The sequence below is a fragment of the Flagellimonas sediminis genome (assembly GCF_010500845.1).
GTDB lineage: Bacteria > Bacteroidota > Bacteroidia > Flavobacteriales > Flavobacteriaceae > Flagellimonas > Flagellimonas sediminis.
The window spans coordinates 206367-221963 of the sequence record NZ_JAAAMI010000003.1 but is presented as its reverse complement, the minus strand read 5'-3'; the positions used below and the strand labels follow the sequence as shown (position 1 = coordinate 221963).

General features: G+C 45.0%; 15 protein-coding genes. 12 read left to right on the top strand and 3 right to left on the bottom strand.

Annotated features, from left to right (window positions below; genetic code table 11):
- Positions 1–54: 54 nt before the first annotated feature.
- The gene (locus GTK07_RS07940) at positions 55–774 is read right to left on the bottom strand and encodes a copper homeostasis protein CutC (protein WP_163634751.1); all 720 of its coding nucleotides are present in this window, start codon (positions 772–774) and stop codon (positions 55–57) included.
- A 40-nt stretch (positions 775–814) separates the two neighbouring features.
- On the opposite strand from GTK07_RS07940, the gene GTK07_RS07935 reads away from it, so the two are divergent.
- From GTK07_RS07935 to GTK07_RS07900, 8 genes are all read left to right on the top strand, one after another.
- The gene (locus GTK07_RS07935) at positions 815–1813 is read left to right on the top strand and encodes an isoaspartyl peptidase/L-asparaginase family protein (RefSeq protein WP_163634750.1); all 999 of its coding nucleotides are present in this window, start codon (positions 815–817) and stop codon (positions 1811–1813) included.
- Between the two features lie 241 nt (positions 1814–2054).
- Positions 2055–4889 carry a DNA polymerase I gene (gene polA / locus GTK07_RS07930; protein ID WP_163634749.1) on the top strand — a complete coding sequence of 945 codons (2835 nt, stop codon included), beginning with the start codon at positions 2055–2057 and terminating at the stop codon, positions 4887–4889.
- Between the two features lie 51 nt (positions 4890–4940).
- The gene (locus GTK07_RS07925; RefSeq protein WP_163634748.1) at positions 4941–5891 is read left to right on the top strand and encodes a transglutaminase domain-containing protein; all 951 of its coding nucleotides are present in this window, start codon (positions 4941–4943) and stop codon (positions 5889–5891) included.
- Positions 5892–6033: 142 nt separating this feature from the next.
- Positions 6034–7218 (top strand): MFS transporter, encoded by a 1185-nt coding sequence (locus GTK07_RS07920; protein ID WP_163634747.1) that lies wholly within the window; start codon positions 6034–6036, stop codon positions 7216–7218.
- Between the two features lie 31 nt (positions 7219–7249).
- Positions 7250–8071, top strand: a complete 822-nt coding sequence (locus GTK07_RS07915) for an NIPSNAP family protein (protein ID WP_163634746.1) — start codon at positions 7250–7252, stop codon at positions 8069–8071.
- The gene (locus GTK07_RS07910) at positions 8071–8352 is read left to right on the top strand and encodes a thioredoxin family protein (protein WP_163634745.1); all 282 of its coding nucleotides are present in this window, start codon (positions 8071–8073) and stop codon (positions 8350–8352) included. The genes GTK07_RS07915 and GTK07_RS07910 overlap by 1 nt, the downstream gene beginning before the upstream one ends.
- 14 nt (positions 8353–8366) lie before the next feature.
- Positions 8367–8807: a DUF1572 family protein gene (locus GTK07_RS07905; RefSeq protein WP_163634744.1), complete on the top strand. Its 441-nt coding sequence runs from the start codon at positions 8367–8369 to the stop codon at positions 8805–8807.
- A gap of 139 nt (positions 8808–8946) precedes the next feature.
- Positions 8947–9552, top strand: coding sequence for an SET domain-containing protein (locus GTK07_RS07900; protein WP_163634743.1), 606 nt, complete (start codon positions 8947–8949; stop codon positions 9550–9552).
- Positions 9553–9612: 60 nt separating this feature from the next.
- Here the strand turns inward: GTK07_RS07900 and GTK07_RS07895 are convergent, their stop codons facing one another.
- The gene (locus tag GTK07_RS07895; RefSeq protein WP_163634742.1) at positions 9613–10176 is read right to left on the bottom strand and encodes a hypothetical protein; all 564 of its coding nucleotides are present in this window, start codon (positions 10174–10176) and stop codon (positions 9613–9615) included.
- 278 nt (positions 10177–10454) lie between these two features.
- Between GTK07_RS07895 and GTK07_RS07890 the strand changes: the two genes are divergently transcribed.
- Complete coding sequence (locus GTK07_RS07890) at positions 10455–11204, top strand: sulfite exporter TauE/SafE family protein (protein WP_163634741.1); 750 nt, start codon at positions 10455–10457, stop codon at positions 11202–11204.
- On the opposite strand, the gene GTK07_RS07885 is transcribed toward GTK07_RS07890, so the two are convergent.
- On the bottom strand, positions 11189–11653 hold the full coding sequence (locus GTK07_RS07885; RefSeq protein WP_313790774.1) for a MarR family winged helix-turn-helix transcriptional regulator: 465 nt from the start codon (positions 11651–11653) through the stop codon (positions 11189–11191). The two genes, GTK07_RS07890 and GTK07_RS07885, sit on opposite strands and share 16 nt — an antisense overlap.
- A gap of 160 nt (positions 11654–11813) precedes the next feature.
- On the opposite strand from GTK07_RS07885, the gene hppD reads away from it, so the two are divergent.
- From hppD to fahA, 3 genes are all read left to right on the top strand, one after another.
- Positions 11814–12947, top strand: a complete 1134-nt coding sequence (gene hppD / locus GTK07_RS07880; protein ID WP_163634739.1) for a 4-hydroxyphenylpyruvate dioxygenase — start codon at positions 11814–11816, stop codon at positions 12945–12947.
- 78 nt (positions 12948–13025) lie between these two features.
- Entirely contained in the window at positions 13026–14183 is a 1158-nt protein-coding gene (locus tag GTK07_RS07875) for a homogentisate 1,2-dioxygenase (protein ID WP_163634738.1), read from the top strand.
- A 149-nt stretch (positions 14184–14332) separates the two neighbouring features.
- On the top strand, positions 14333–15553 hold the full coding sequence (gene fahA, locus GTK07_RS07870; RefSeq protein ID WP_163634737.1) for a fumarylacetoacetase: 1221 nt from the start codon (positions 14333–14335) through the stop codon (positions 15551–15553).
- Positions 15554–15597: the final 44 nt, after the last annotated feature.

Genomic DNA, 15597 nt, shown 5'->3' with positions numbered 1-15597 from the left:
CAATTTTTTTTGCAAAATTATGGGTAATCAACTAGAATCTAGGGCTTTTTAGTATTATTTAACGGCTTGGAGTATCCTTCGGACAGTTTCCACATTGGTGGACGCAAAGGCATTCTCCACCAAATGCTTGGGGGAATTCATACTGATTTTTCCCTGTAGTTCAATACTGTTTCCAAAGGAGGTCCCCGAACAATGCACGGCCCGCAGCCCTATTTTTTTGAACAATACAGCGTTGTCGGGAGACACTCCTCCCCCGGCCATAATGGTCATACTGGTTTGTTTTTGCCATGCTTCCAGAAGGTAAAGCCCCTGTTCCGCAGAAGGGAATTGCCCTGAGGTCAAAACCGTATCCACACCCATTTCCTCCAAAGCTTTCAAACTTTCCATGGGTTGGGCCACCCAATCAAAAGCGCGGTGAAACGTAAAATGCATCGGTTTGGAAAGTTCCACCAAGGCCTTGGTCCGTTCCACATCCACCGAAAAATCTTCCTTCAAAATTCCAGAAACAATACCATCCACCCCTAGTTCCTTACAAGCTAAAATATCGGACTTCATCACCTCGAACTCAGTATCGGAATAGGTAAAATGTCCGCTTCGTGGGCGTAACAAAACATGCACGGGAATGGACAACCGTTCCTTGACCAAACGGATCAGTCCCACAGACGGGGTGATGCCCCCCACCCCAAGTTCGGAGCAAAGCTCAATCCGCTCCGCTCCGGCCTCTTGGGCATTTATAGCGGATTCCAGCAAATTGGCACAAACTTCTACGAGCATATTGCTATATTTAACCACCTTAAAAATAAACATCCCCTGCATGAAACGACGCAAATTTCTGAAAAATTCCAGCCTAACCGCTGCTGGATTGGTTTCTGCCTCGGCCGTGGCCGCCTGTAGAACCGAAAACAAACCAGAAGAAGCTGCTATGGCGACCAATCCTGTCAATCCGATAAAACCTATCGTGGTCTGTACCTGGAACTTTTTAAATGCCACCGATAAGGCTTGGGAAGTGCTGAAATCGGGCGGAACCTCTTTGGATGCCGTGGAACAAGGCGTGATGGTGGAAGAGGCCGATGAGACCAACGAGACCGTGGGCAAGGGCGGCCGACCCGATCGTGACGGCAATGTGACCCTCGATGCCTGCATCATGGACAAGGATGGTAATTGTGGTTCTGTGGTGTATTTGCAGAATATAGTGCACCCCGTTTCCGTGGCCAGAAAGGTGATGGAAGAAACCCCACACATTATTTTGGCAGGAAAAGGTGCCGAGAAATTTGCTTATGAGCAGGGCTTCAAAAAAGAAGACCTGATGACCGAAAGCACCCGAAAACAATACGAAGAGTGGTTGAAGACTTCCAAATACGAGACCACCATCAACATAGAAAACCACGACACCATTGGGATGTTGGCCATTGATGCCAACGGTGACCTATCCGGGGCCTGTACCACCAGTGGTATGGCCTACAAAGTCGGTGGCCGTGTGGGCGATTCCCCCATCATTGGGGCAGGGTTGTACGTGGACAACGAAGTAGGCGGTGCCACAGCAACAGGTGTGGGCGAGGAAGTCATCCGCACCGTGGGCAGCTTTTTGATCGTGGAACTGATGCGCCAGGGTAAAAGTCCACAGGAAGCCTGTGAGGAAGGTGTAAAACGTATCATGAAGAAAAACGAAGGCCGAAAAGATTTCCAGATTGGATTCTTGGCCATCAACAAAAATGGGGAAACAGGCGGGTATTGTGTACATCCCGGGTTTACCTATCGCGAATACAGTGAGAGTGGCCATGTAAATAGGGAAGTGAAGAGTTTTTACAGTTAGATGCTAGACCGCTACGCTTATTAGATATTGGAGCGCTTCGCTTTTAGATACAAGAATCAAGAGGTATTGATACTTGACTCCTGAATCTTGTCTCTTGATTCTTGACCTTTGTTTCTTGATTCTGAAATCTTATATCTGACATCTGATAGCTTTTAAACCGCAATTCGTACTTTTAATCCCCCACCATTTTTTGCTAATTGAACATTGCTAATTGTTTATTGAACATTGATACTAGAATAACATGTCCGAACAAAAACGACTCTTTTTACTTGACGCCTACGCTTTAATTTTCCGTGGATATTACGCCCTGATCAAAAACCCAAGGATCAATTCCAAGGGAATGGATACGTCCGCCATCATGGGGTTTATGAACTCCCTTTTGGATGTGATCAAGCGTGAACAACCCGACCATTTGGCCGTGGCCTTCGATAAAGGAGGCAGTGTGGAACGCACCGAGCTTTTTGAGGACTACAAGGCCAATCGGGATGAAACCCCGGACGCCATCCGGATTGCCGTACCCTATATCCAACAAATTTTAAAGGCCATGAAGATTCCCGTGGTGGAACTGCCCGGGTATGAAGCGGACGACCTCATCGGCACCTTGGCCAAACAGGCCGAACAAGAGGGATACAAAGTATTTATGGTGACCCCCGACAAGGATTTTGGCCAGTTGGTGAGTGAAAATATCTTCATGTACCGCCCTGCTAGAATGGGCAACGGCATCGAGATTTGGGGCATCCCCGAAGTGCAAAAGCGTTTTGGTGTACAACGTCCGGAACAGGTCATCGATTACTTGGGAATGATGGGTGATGCCAGTGATAACATTCCCGGGTTACCCGGTGTGGGCGACAAGACCGCCAAAAAATTCTTGGAAGATTTTGGTTCCTTGGAAGGGCTGTTGAGCAATACCGACAAGCTTTCAGGGAAAATGAAGGAGAAAATAGAGGAAAATGCCGAATTGGGCAGGCTGTCCCGAAAATTGGCCGAGATCAAAACGGATTGCGACGTGCAATTCCATGCCGAGGATTACGAAATGTGTCCGCCTGATGCCGAAGAAGTACAAAAAATATTTGAAGAACTCGAATTCCGACGCTTGAAGGAGCAGTTCCTCAAATTGTTCTCAGGGGAAGTGGAACCCAGTACCCCAGTAACCAGTGCCGAAACGGCAAAACAAGAAGCCAAGGTAGCGGGTAGCGGACAGTTCACCCTTTTTGGAGGCGACCCCTCGGAGGCTGCGGCCACCATCAAGGATGTGAACAGCCGAAAAACCATTGCCGATGTGCCCCACTTCTACCAATCCGTGCAAGGGGGTATGGCCATGGAACTCTTTTTGCAAAACCTGATGAAGCAATCTTCCGTTTGTTTTGATACGGAAACCACTTCCATCAATCCATTGGAAGCGGAATTGGTGGGCATTGCCTTCAGTTGGGCAGCTGGCAAAGGGTTTTACGTGCCTTTTCCCGAAGGGAAAAACGATGCCATGCCCTTGATTGAAAAGTTGCGACCTTTCTTCGAATCGGAAACCATCGAGAAAATTGGCCAGAACCTGAAATACGACATCAAAGTGATGCTGAACTACGGTGTGGAGGTCAAGGGCAAACTGTTCGATACCATGTTGGCCCATTACCTCATCAACCCCGATATGCGCCACAATATGGATGTGCTTTCGGAAACCTATCTCAATTATACCCCTATTTCTATCACCGAACTCATCGGTAAAAAGGGCAAAAACCAATTGAACATGCGTCAGGTGCCGTTGGACAAACAGACCGAATATGCTGTAGAGGATGCCGATGTCACTTTTCAGTTGGCGCAACATTTTGCACCCGAACTGAAGGAAACCGAAACCGATAAATTGTTCACGGACATTGAAGTGCCCTTGCTTCGGGTTTTGGCGGATATGGAACGGGAAGGCATCAATCTGGATGAAACCTATCTGAAAGACCTGTCCAAACAATTGGATACCGATATCCTGCAGTTGGAGAAAAAAATATACGAACTGGCCGGTGAGGAATTCAACATTGCATCCCCCAAGCAGTTGGGCGATATCCTTTTTGAAAAATTAAAGCTGGTTGACAAACCCAAAAAGACGAAAACAGGTCAATATTCCACGGCAGAGGATGTGCTTTCCTATCTGGCCAAGGACCATGAGATCATTCAAAATGTGTTGGACTACCGCGGACTCAGCAAATTGAAGAGCACCTATGTGGATGCGCTTCCGAACGAAGTGCAAAAACACAGTGGTAGGGTGCACACGGACTATATGCAAACCGTGGCCGCCACGGGCCGTTTAAGCAGTAACAACCCCAACCTGCAGAACATTCCCATCCGGACGGAACGGGGAAGACAGGTACGCAAGGCCTTTATCCCACGGGATGAAAACTACCTGTTGCTTTCTGCGGATTACTCCCAGATAGAATTGCGCATTATTGCGGCCTTGAGCGAAGAGGACACCATGATCTCCGCCTTTAAAAATGGGGAGGACATCCATGCGTCCACAGCATCCAAAGTGTTCAATGTGCCGATTGACCAAGTGACCCGCGAACAGCGTAGCAATGCCAAAACGGTGAACTTCGGGATCATTTACGGGGTGTCTGCCTTTGGGTTGAGCAACCAAACGGATTTGAGCCGTACCGAGGCCAAGGACTTGATCGACACCTATTACAAAACTTATCCAAAGTTGCGCAATTACATCAGTGAGCAGATTGATTTTGCCCGCGAGCATGGGTATGTACAAACGGTTTTGGGCCGTAGAAGGTATTTAAAGGACATCAACGCGGGCAACCAGGTGGTGCGCGGGGCCGCGGAACGCAACGCGGTGAACGCCCCCATTCAGGGAAGTGCGGCGGACATCATCAAAATTGCGATGATCAACATCCATAACAAACTTTCCGAAGGAAAATACAAGACCAAGATGTTGCTGCAGGTACACGATGAATTGGTATTCGATTGCTACAAACCTGAACTGGAGGAAATGAAAAAACTCATCAAGACCGAAATGGAACATGCCTATACCCTAGCGGTACCCTTAGAGGTGGAAGTGGGCGTTGGCGAGAATTGGTTGGAGGCGCATTGATAGGTAATTCGATTGGTATGTTTATCCATAATTGTTTTTAGACATATGATTATGATGAGACAATTTGCATCAATTCTTTTACTCTTATGTTTCAACCATTTGTTTTCCCAAAATGATTCGATTAAATCATTGGTGACGGCGACAAATAAAAAGAATTTTGATATTGAGGAGCTTGTCGATTTTGCTGGGGACAATTTAGATTCCGAACTAAGTCTTGCTCGCTTTTTTTATCTATGGATTGGAAATAACATTATCTACGACTATCAACTTCTAGAGGAACTTGAAGAAGGTGTTATATCTAATGAGGATTTTTGGGCAAGTCAAAATGTTTACTCGGTTTACGAGAATCGCAAAGGGGTTTGTGCAGGATATGCACAGCTATTCAAATGGTTCATGAATAAATTCAATATAGAAACCGCTGTCATTTCAGGACACATCAGAGATGAACGAAATCATTATGTTGAAATAGAATCTGATGATAAATTTAGACATGCATGGAATGCAGTGAAATTAGACCAAAAATGGATTCTGCTAGATGCAACATGGGGCACTTCCGGTGATTCTTCAGTTTCTGATTTCTACTTTAATATAAAACCTGAATTAGCCATAATTACCCATTTCCCCGAAAATGATAAGTGGCAACTTTTGGAACGACCATTAAGTCTTCAAGATTTCAATAATTCCAAATTTATTAAACCCATCTGGTTTCAAATAGGATTTAAGAATATCCCAGAGCTTAAACAAGATGATGAATATTATTATTTAGTCTATGAGAGTAACCCAAATAATAATTGGTCTGTGACATTAATGATTGGTGATGACAATGCTACTTATGAATGGATAAGTGACGTTACGTCAATAAATCAAGATGGATTCACATACTTGAGATTCAAAAAATCTGGAATACCTGAAAAGGCATATTACAAACTGGATTTAAAATACAATGATCAGGAAAATGGAACCTCAACTTTTATTTTTAATGTTTTTTATTTCAAAACTTAATTACCAATGGTAATTAAAACTTAAATATTAAGGTTTTAAACAAATACCCTATCTCCAACCTCCTCATTACAAAAAACTCCATAAAATCCTATCTTTAATTTACGGCTCAAATCCCTAACGAGGGTTTATCAAAAATTCCAAAATGAAACCATCCAAAACCATACTTCCCATTATTGTGGTATCGCAGTTTTGCTGCACCTCGCTTTGGTTTGCCGGGAATGGGGTCATGCGCGACCTCATCGTAAATTTTGGTTTGGCCGAAAGTGCCTTGGGCCATTTAACCTCGGCGGTACAATTTGGTTTTATTTTGGGCACCCTCATTTTTGCCGTGCTGTCCATCGCGGACCGGTTTTCTCCCTCCAAAGTGTTTTTATGCTGCGCTATATTGGGCGCCATCTTCAATTTGGGCACCATTTGGGAAGGCAATAGCTTGGGCAGCATCCTGACTTTTCGGTTTTTTACAGGTTTTTTCCTTGCCGGGATCTATCCCGTAGGGATGAAAATTGCCGCTGATTACTTTGAGAAAGGCCTTGGTAAATCGTTGGGCTATTTGGTCGGCGCCTTGGTGGTAGGCACTGCCTTTCCCCATTTGTTAAAGGACATGACCACGGCATTTCCATGGAAATATGTATTGATCGGCACCTCCTCCTTGGCCGTATTGGGCGGTGTTTTGATGGCAAGTCTGGTCCCCGATGGCCCGTACCGAAAACCAGGTCAAAAAATATATGTATCCGCATTTCTACAGGTGTTCAAAAATCCTAATTTCCGTTCAGCTGCATTCGGATACTTCGGCCACATGTGGGAACTGTACGCCTTTTGGGCCTTTGTTCCCGTAATGCTAAAAACGTACAGTATCATCCATGCCGATGTTGCCTTCAACATACCCTTGTTATCCTTCCTCATCATTGCAACAGGAGGTTTTGCCTGTGTGCTGGGAGGGTATTTGGCCCAAGCTTTGGGAACTAAAAGGGTTGCCTTTTTGGCACTGACACTTTCTTGCAGCTGTTGTTTGGTTTCCCCATTGGTATTTGCCCAAGGGGAAGCAATTCTTTTTGTGGCATTCCTGCTCTTCTGGGGTATGGTGGTCATCGCTGACTCCCCCCTATTTTCCACCTTGGTGGCCCAAAATGCCCAACCCGAAATTAAAGGGACCGCGCTCACCATTGTGAACTGTATCGGTTTTGCGATTACCATAGTCAGCATCCAATTACTCACTGGTATAAAGGAAGTGACCGCCTCAAATTCCGTTTACATGCTATTGGCCCTTGGACCCATTTTGGGATTGATGGTTTTATCGAAAAAAAAGCCAACAAAGTGGTATCTTTAATCCTCGCACCACAAACTAAACAACACCTAAAATGAAAACACTACAATTCCTCTCCTTGCTCTTTGCCACCTTGGTTTTGACCAACTGTGGCAATCCCCAACCAGAAACTACCGAAACTCCGGAACCGACAGAAACCGTTGCCCAAACCCGCGAATTTTATCAGCTTAAAGTGTATTCCTTTAGTTCAGAAAGCCAGATAGCCACCACGGACGACTATCTTCAACATGCCTATATGCCCGCCGTAAAAAAACAGGGAATCCAAAATATTGGGGTGTTTAAATTCATCACGAACGAGAAGGACACCGTGCCAAAAACCTATGTGCTTACGCCATTCCAGTCCATGGAGCAATTTTTAGCATTGGAAAATCAACTCAACGCGGATGCTGAATATGTACAAGCAGGCAGTGCCTATATTGATGCACCATATGACAACCCACCGTATGACCATATCGAGTCCATTTTGATGCAGGCCTTTACCGATATGCCCATGATGGAGACGCCCAAGTTGGACGGCCCACGCTCGGAGCGCATATACGAATTGCGCAGCTATGAATCCCCCACCGAAAAACTATATTGGAACAAAGTGGATATGTTCAACGCAGGCGGGGAAGTAGCTCTTTTTGACCGTTTGGGGTTCAATGCCGTGTTTTATGGCGAAGTGATTTCGGGATCTAGAATGCCCAATTTGATGTATATGACCACCCATGCTGATATGGCGACCAGGGATAAAAATTGGGAGGCTTTTGTGGATTCCCCCGAGTGGAAGGCCCTGACCGCCATGCCCAAGTATGAGAACAACGTTTCCCATGCCGATATTTGGTTTTTGTACCCCACGGAGTATTCGGATTATTGATGGAAACACCCAAAATTGAACTCCTTTATTTTACCGGTAAAACCTGCGGGGTCTGCAAAGTATTGAAGCCAAAGTTGCTGGAAGCTGTGCAGGAAAACTTCCCAAAGGTGGACATCCGCGTAGTAGATGTGGAAGAAGAAATCGAATTCACGGGACAGTCCATGGTTTTTACCTTACCGGTCGTGATCCTAAAGTCAGATGATAAGGAAATGTACCGATTTGCAAGAAGTTTTTCGGTGTATGAAGTGTTGGACAAATTAAAGCGACTAAGTGGGGAGTAAATAGTATAAACAACATGATCAACACCTTAAAATCGCTCTTTAAAAGAGACCTGGAAAAACTCAAGACCGAAATTGAACAGTACTCCTCCGAAGAAAACCTTTGGCGAACCGATAAATGCATAGCGAATTCGGCAGGGAATTTATGTTTGCATCTCATTGGCAATCTCAATGCCTTTATTGGAGCCGGATTAGCCAAAACCTCCTATGTTCGGCAACGGGATCTGGAATTTTCTTCAACAAGTATTCCCAGAACTACACTTTTGCGGCAAATTGATGAAACCATTGTTGTAGTTGAAAAGGGACTCAATAATGTGACCGATGACCAATTATCGGGTAATTTTCCGATTGTCATTTGGGACCAACCTACGGGAATGGAATTTACCCTGGTTCATTTATTGAGCCATTTGAATTATCATCTAGGGCAGGTCAATTATCACAGGAGATTACTCGACTGAAACGCAAGGCTATTCCATATTCAATGAGTTGATTTACAGAGCCTTAAATGATGATGTAAAAATTATTTCACGCCCCTAAAATTTCCATCAACGGATCGAACAATTTTATACCTTCATTCGAAAATTCATTACGTATAAAATGATTCATCCAGATACAGAATTACGCTTTATCAGTAACGAAATTGGGTATGGCGTGGTGGCCACCAAGTTCATTCCCGCAGGTACCATTACCTGGGTGCTCGACGAATTGGATCGCGAGTTCACCCCATTGGAACTGCAACGGATGGCCCCTATCTACCAGAACATTTTGGATACCTACACCTTCCGCAACAACAAGGGCAATTATATTCTCTGTTGGGACAACGGTAGGTACGTGAACCACAGTTTCAACTCCAATTGCCTAACCACCGCCTACGATTTTGAGATTGCCATCCGCGACATCCAGCCTGGGGAGCAGCTCACGGACGACTATGGCTACCTGAACATTCCCATGCCCTTTAGGGCAGCGGATGAGGGTACGCGCCGAAAAGTGGTGTACCCCGATGACCTATTGAAATACTACAAGGTCTGGGACAACAAAATCAAAAAGGTGTTCGGTAACATCACTCAGTTGCAACAACCTTTGCGGTCCATTCTTGACGAGGGGCTTTGGGGCAGGATAGAGGACATTATTGGCGGCAAGGAGGAACTGGAATCCATCTTGGCCAATTTTTATAACGGAAACCACATGGAGCATTCCAAATAACCTACCAAAACCAAAAAAGGGCACCCAATTGGGTGCCCTTTTCTTTTCTTTTTCATAGCATTAATTGCCAAAACTATTGGCCAATCGTGGTGCTGGACTTTTGCTCCTCATAAACAAATCCGTAAGCGGTTTAAAGTGTCGCTTCCACTGAAATGGAGCAAAATCGAACCACAATTTAACTTCTAGGGTCTCTCCACCGTTCACCTGGAAACCGTTTTCCACGGCAAAGTCCAAGCGATCGAACTGATTGGCGGATTCTTCGACCCCGTCCTGATAAATGAACTGGTTGCCCCAACCTGCCAAATAAAATCGGAGGGTGGTATATTTCCCTTCGGGAAGGGTCAATACGCTCTTGGAGCGTAAAAAGCTTCCGGAGGGAATACCTTTGATGGAAACAGGGTTCTGACCAGGAAAATCTATTATAAAGTGCTCATTACCTAGTTCGTCCAATGCAGAAAACTTGATAATGTTAAGGGACATTTCAGAAACTTTGAGGGCCTCAGCGGCCTCATTTTTCAAGATCAACTCGGCCCCCTTCTCTGGGGAGGCGTACCAATCCGCCATTACATTTGGGGTGTAAGGCGATGTTGACCATAACGTGGGATAAAAGCTCGTTTTTTTCATAGCTGTATAGTTTAACGTATACAAAGACAAAGTTGCGGTGGTTTTCCTGCCCTCACTTCCAATAGATTGACCAGTTTCTATGCTACATTACCCTAATTATCCTATTTTAAGATTTTATTTGGTTAAAATGACATAATTCAAGAGAAGCTGCATTAAAACTTATTGTCCAATAAGGACAGGTATATCCTAAAAGACTGTATAAAGAATATACGCTATGGCCATATGTCAGCTTTTACCTTTGCCAAAAAGAGTATCTTTCTTTTTTGTTAAGTCAAAAAATGAAAATCAACTATTTTTTTTTGCTACTGGCATTGGTGGCCGAGATTGTAGGCACCGTTGGAGGGTTTGGTTCCTCGGTCTTCTTTGTGCCCATCGGCAATTTTTACTTTGATTTTTATTCTGTCCTGGGCATGACGGCCATTTTCCACCTCTCGAGTAATCTTAGTAAAATATGGCTTTTTAAAAAAGGGTTGGACAAAATGTTGCTCCTGTATATTGGGCTGCCCTCCGTGGTTTTTGTGATCTTGGGCGGATTCATGTCAAAATGGGTAAACAGTGGTGCCCTTGAGATTGTTTTGGGGGTATTCCTGGTAGCCTTCAGTCTTCTGTTTCTTATCAAAAGTGAAATTGTGGTGCTTCCCAACAAAAAGAATGCGATGATTGGGGGTACCTTATCCGGGTTTTCTGCAGGTCTTTTGGGTACTGGTGGTGCCATTCGGGGGCTAACCATGGCTGCCTTCAATCTGGAAAAGAATGCCTTTATCGCCACTTCGGCCTTTATCGACTTTCTAATTGATTTCTCCCGAACCTTTGTTTACTATGAGAATGGCTACATTGGAAAACAGGAACTTACCTATCTTCCCTTTTTATTGGTCATCGGATTAGTGGGAACCTATTTAGGAAAAAGGATTTTGTTCCACATCCCCCAAGAAAAATTTAGGAACTTGAGCTTATTGTTCATCCTGTTCATCGGATTGGCCACCATAGCCAAATTGGCTTTTGATCATTGGAGTCAACTTTCCTCATAATTGTCCCCCATTTGGTCCAACACCTTTAAAAAGATTTCAAATTCAGATGGATTAATGTTTTTCACGGCAATTTTCCGTAATTGTATGGCGGATGGAAGGGTCAAATCCAATATGTGCTGACCATCTGGAGTCAATGCCAATTTAAAACGCTTTTGATCGCCTTCAAATCGGGTTTTGGTAATCCACCCCTTCCGCTCCAATCCACCGATAACACGTGAAATAGTGGCACGGTTTCGGAAATTGCTCTTCACAATATCCCGTTGACTTGCCTTTTTACCCAACTGATGGATTTGGTATAAAATCACCCACTGCTCAATGGTAATGTCCACCCCGAGCGCATCAAATGCAAGCAAATAGGCCTTTTGAATTTTGCGGAGCACCAGGTCCAAGTGTAGACCCATCCCCTGTATTTCATCGATACGGTTGAGCATTCTTCCTTCAATTGCCACAAAAATAGTAATTCAGTTTTTGATGGAGTTTATTGCATGCTGACCACAACCATCAACTTTAACCTAAAATTTGATCTACGAAAACGCTTTCGTATCCAAAAATATGTATTTTTGTTGCATCAACAACAAAATTGACTGAAAAACAAAAACATAGCATATTATGCAAACATCGACCCTAAACAAAACAGCGGATACCTCACAAGATTTCATGCCCATCAATGGCACGGACTATATTGAATTGTATGTGGGCAACTCCAAACAAGCCGCCCATTTTTACAAGACTGCTTTTGGATTTCAGTCTCTGGCATACGCCGGATTGCAAACCGGACTCAAAGACCGTGAAAGTTATGTGGTGGTACAGGACAAGATCCGTTTGGTGCTGACTTCCCCGTTAAAAAGTGGCACCGAAATCGGGAAACATATTGACAAACATGGTGATGGTGTTAAAGTAGTTGCCCTTTGGGTAGACGATGCCACCTACGCCTACAATGCTGCCATGGAACGCGGTGCCAAATCTTACATGGAGCCCAAAGTTGAGGAAGATCAAACTGGAAAAGTGGTTCGCTCCGGTATCTATACCTATGGTGAAACGGTTCACATCTTTGTGGAACGAAAAGATTACAATGGTACTTTTTTGCCAGGTTTCAAAAAATGGGAAACCCCGGATCATAACCCAACATCCACCGGATTGATGTTTGTAGACCACATGGTGGGCAATGTGGGATGGAACAAGATGAACCATTGGGTGGGCTTCTATGAAGATGTACTTGGGTTCCGAAATATCCTATCTTTTGACGACAAGGACATTTCCACGGAATACACCGCCTTGATGAGCAAAGTGATGAGCAACGGCAACGGACGCATCAAATTCCCGATCAACGAACCTGCCGAAGGAAAGAAAAAATCCCAAGTGGAAGAATACCTTGATTTTTACGAGGGTGAAGGTGTGCAGCATATTGCCGTGGCCACGAATGATATCATCAAAACCGTGCGAGAACTTAAAAGTCGCGGTGTGGAATTTCTTCAGGTTCCGGCTACGTATTACGATGCCGTGACCGACCGCGTAGGGGAAATCGATGAGGATATCGCCCCGTTGAGGGAACTGGGCATCTTGGTGGACCGTGACGATGAAGGCTACCTACTCCAGATTTTCACCAAGCCGGTGGAGCCACGTCCAACCATGTTCTTCGAAATCATCCAAAGAAAGGGTGCACAATCGTTTGGAAAAGGTAACTTTAAGGCACTGTTCGAAGCCATTGAACGAGAACAAGAGCTTCGCGGCACTTTACATTGATCAATTGTTAGTGTTACATGCTGCGTTTTAAATTTCAATTACTCAACATTTAGCACTTAGAACTTAACATTAATCCAAATGCCTATATACCACAAACTCGGGAAAATTCCACATAAACGGCATACCCAGTTCGAAAAACCGAACGGAGGGCTCTATTACGAGCAGCTTTTCGGTACTATCGGTTTCGATGGCATGTCGTCCCTGTCCTATCACGTCCATCGCCCTACGCAGGTGAAGGAAATTGGAAAGGCAGTTGATATGTCACCCAAAATTGCGGTGGAAAAGAACATCACCAGTAGAAAACTCATCGGGTTCGATGTGCAGCCCAAAGATGATTTTTTGGAAGCCCGTGAACCTCTTTTGGTGAACAACGATGTGCACATTGGTCTGGCAGCGCCTAAGAAATCCATCACGGATTATTTTTATAAGAATGCCGATGCCGATGAGATGCTCTTCATCCACAAAGGATCGGGAACCTTGAAAACCTTTTTGGGCAACATTCCGTTTGAATATGGGGACTACCTCATCATACCACGGGGCATGATCTACCAAATCGAATTTGATACCGAGGATAACCGTATCCTGTATGCGGAATCCTTTCATCCGATTTATACCCCAAAGCGATACCGAAACTGGTTCGGGCAGTTGTTGGAGCATTCCCCCTACTGTGAACGGGACTATAAACTGCCGCAAGACCTTCAGACCTTTGATGAAAAAGGGGCGTTTTTGATGAAGATCAAAAAGCAGGGCATGTTGCACCAATTGGTGTATGCCACCCATCCTTTTGATGTGGTCGGTTGGGACGGGTATAATTTCCCCTATGGATTTTCCATCCACAATTTTGAACCCATTACGGGCCGTGTGCACCAACCACCACCGGTACACCAAACGTTTGAGACGAGTGCCTTTGTGGTGTGTTCGTTTTGCCCAAGATTGTATGACTACCATCCCAAAGCGATTCCGGCTCCCTACAACCATTCCAATATAGACTCGGACGAGGTATTGTATTATGTGGATGGGGACTTTATGAGCCGCACGGGGATTGGCCCAGGATATATTTCGTTACACCCGGCGGGTATTCCACATGGGCCGCATCCAGGCACCTATGAGGTCAGCATTGGCAAAAAGGGCACGGAGGAATTGGCGGTGATGATCGACACCTTCAAACCGTTGATGGTAACCGAAAATGCCTTGAAAATTGATGATGGCAAGTATTACAAATCTTGGTTGGAGTAAAAAATAATAACTAAGTGTCATTTCGAAATGAGTCCCGATAACTGTCGGGGCGATTGAGAAATCTCAAGTAATTAGATTTCTCACATTCGTTCGAAATGACAAAAAGTATAAGATTCCCGTTTTCACGGGAATGACATAAAAACGCATTCATGATCATAAACATCCCTGAAAACTCAGATTTTTCAATCCATAACATTCCCTTTGGGATTTTTTCCACCGAAGACAGAAGCCCGCGTCTAGGCGTGGCCGTTGGGGAACACATTCTCGACTTGGCCGCCGTGGCGGAACTGGATGTATTTGAATTCAACACCGCTGTATTGGAAAAGGACACGCTCAATGATTTTATTTCCCTCGGGAAGGAGATTACCAATCGGGTCCGAAAAAAAATCCAATATTGGCTAAAGGACGATCAATCCCCATTGGCCGGAAAACCGGAACTTTTTGTAAAACAGTCCGAGGCCCAAATGCACATGCCCGTTTCGGTGGGGGACTATACCGATTTTTACTCCAGTATTGAACACGCCACCAATGTGGGAAAAATGTTCCGCGACCCTGAAAATGCCCTTTTGCCGAACTGGAAACACATTCCCGTGGGCTACCATGGCAGGGCGAGTTCCATTATTGTGAGCGGACAGCCCATCCATCGACCCAAAGGCCAGACCTTGCCCAACAATGCGGATGCCCCGGTATTTGGCCCAACACAGCGATTGGATTTTGAACTGGAAATGGGCTTTATCTGCGGCAAGGATACCCAATTGGGTGATTCCATCTCCACTGAGGATGCCGAGGATTACATTTTTGGATTGGTCTTGTTCAACGATTGGTCCGCCCGTGACATCCAGAAATGGGAATATGTACCGCTTGGACCCTTTTTGGCCAAGAACTTTGCTTCTTCCATCTCGCCTTGGGTGGTAACCTTGGAAGCCTTGAAACCTTTTCAAGTGGCAGGACCAACGCAAGAGCCTAAAGTACTGCCCTATTTGGAATACGAAGGTGACAAAAACTACGACATCAATCTGGAGGTGAGCATTACCCCCGATGGAAGCGAAGAAACCACCGTTTGCCATAGTAATTTCAAGTATATGTACTGGAACATGACCCAACAGTTGGCACACCACACCGTGAATGGCTGCAACATCCATGTGGGGGATATGATGGCTTCGGGAACCATTTCGGGTAAGGAAGACAATTCCTTCGGATCTATGTTGGAGCTGGCCTGGATGGGTACCAAACCCGTAAAAATGAAGGATGGCTCGGAACGAAAATTCATCAACGATGGGGATACGGTAACCCTACGAGGTTTCGCCCAAAATGGCGATATTAGGGTCGGATTCGGGGAAGTTGCCACGAAAGTGCTTCCTGCGAAATAATTCAAAAAAGATTCCCGCTTTTGCGGGAATGACATAACAGTACT

Bases quoted from the DNA above. Each gene is read 5' to 3' on its own strand.
- GTK07_RS07940 (WP_163634751.1), bottom strand. From the start codon at position 774: ATGCTCGTAGAAGTTTGTGCCAATTTGCTGGAATCCGCTATAAATGCC.
- GTK07_RS07935 (WP_163634750.1), top strand. From the start codon at position 815: ATGAAACGACGCAAATTTCTGAAAAATTCCAGCCTAACCGCTGCTGGA.
- polA (WP_163634749.1), top strand. From the start codon at position 2,055: ATGTCCGAACAAAAACGACTCTTTTTACTTGACGCCTACGCTTTAATT.
- GTK07_RS07925 (WP_163634748.1), top strand. From the start codon at position 4,941: ATGATGAGACAATTTGCATCAATTCTTTTACTCTTATGTTTCAACCAT.
- GTK07_RS07920 (WP_163634747.1), top strand. From the start codon at position 6,034: ATGAAACCATCCAAAACCATACTTCCCATTATTGTGGTATCGCAGTTT.
- GTK07_RS07915 (WP_163634746.1), top strand. From the start codon at position 7,250: ATGAAAACACTACAATTCCTCTCCTTGCTCTTTGCCACCTTGGTTTTG.
- GTK07_RS07910 (WP_163634745.1), top strand. From the start codon at position 8,071: ATGGAAACACCCAAAATTGAACTCCTTTATTTTACCGGTAAAACCTGC.
- GTK07_RS07905 (WP_163634744.1), top strand. From the start codon at position 8,367: ATGATCAACACCTTAAAATCGCTCTTTAAAAGAGACCTGGAAAAACTC.
- GTK07_RS07900 (WP_163634743.1), top strand. From the start codon at position 8,947: ATGATTCATCCAGATACAGAATTACGCTTTATCAGTAACGAAATTGGG.
- GTK07_RS07895 (WP_163634742.1), bottom strand. From the start codon at position 10,176: ATGAAAAAAACGAGCTTTTATCCCACGTTATGGTCAACATCGCCTTAC.
- GTK07_RS07890 (WP_163634741.1), top strand. From the start codon at position 10,455: ATGAAAATCAACTATTTTTTTTTGCTACTGGCATTGGTGGCCGAGATT.
- hppD (WP_163634739.1), top strand. From the start codon at position 11,814: ATGCAAACATCGACCCTAAACAAAACAGCGGATACCTCACAAGATTTC.
- GTK07_RS07875 (WP_163634738.1), top strand. From the start codon at position 13,026: ATGCCTATATACCACAAACTCGGGAAAATTCCACATAAACGGCATACC.
- fahA (WP_163634737.1), top strand. From the start codon at position 14,333: ATGATCATAAACATCCCTGAAAACTCAGATTTTTCAATCCATAACATT.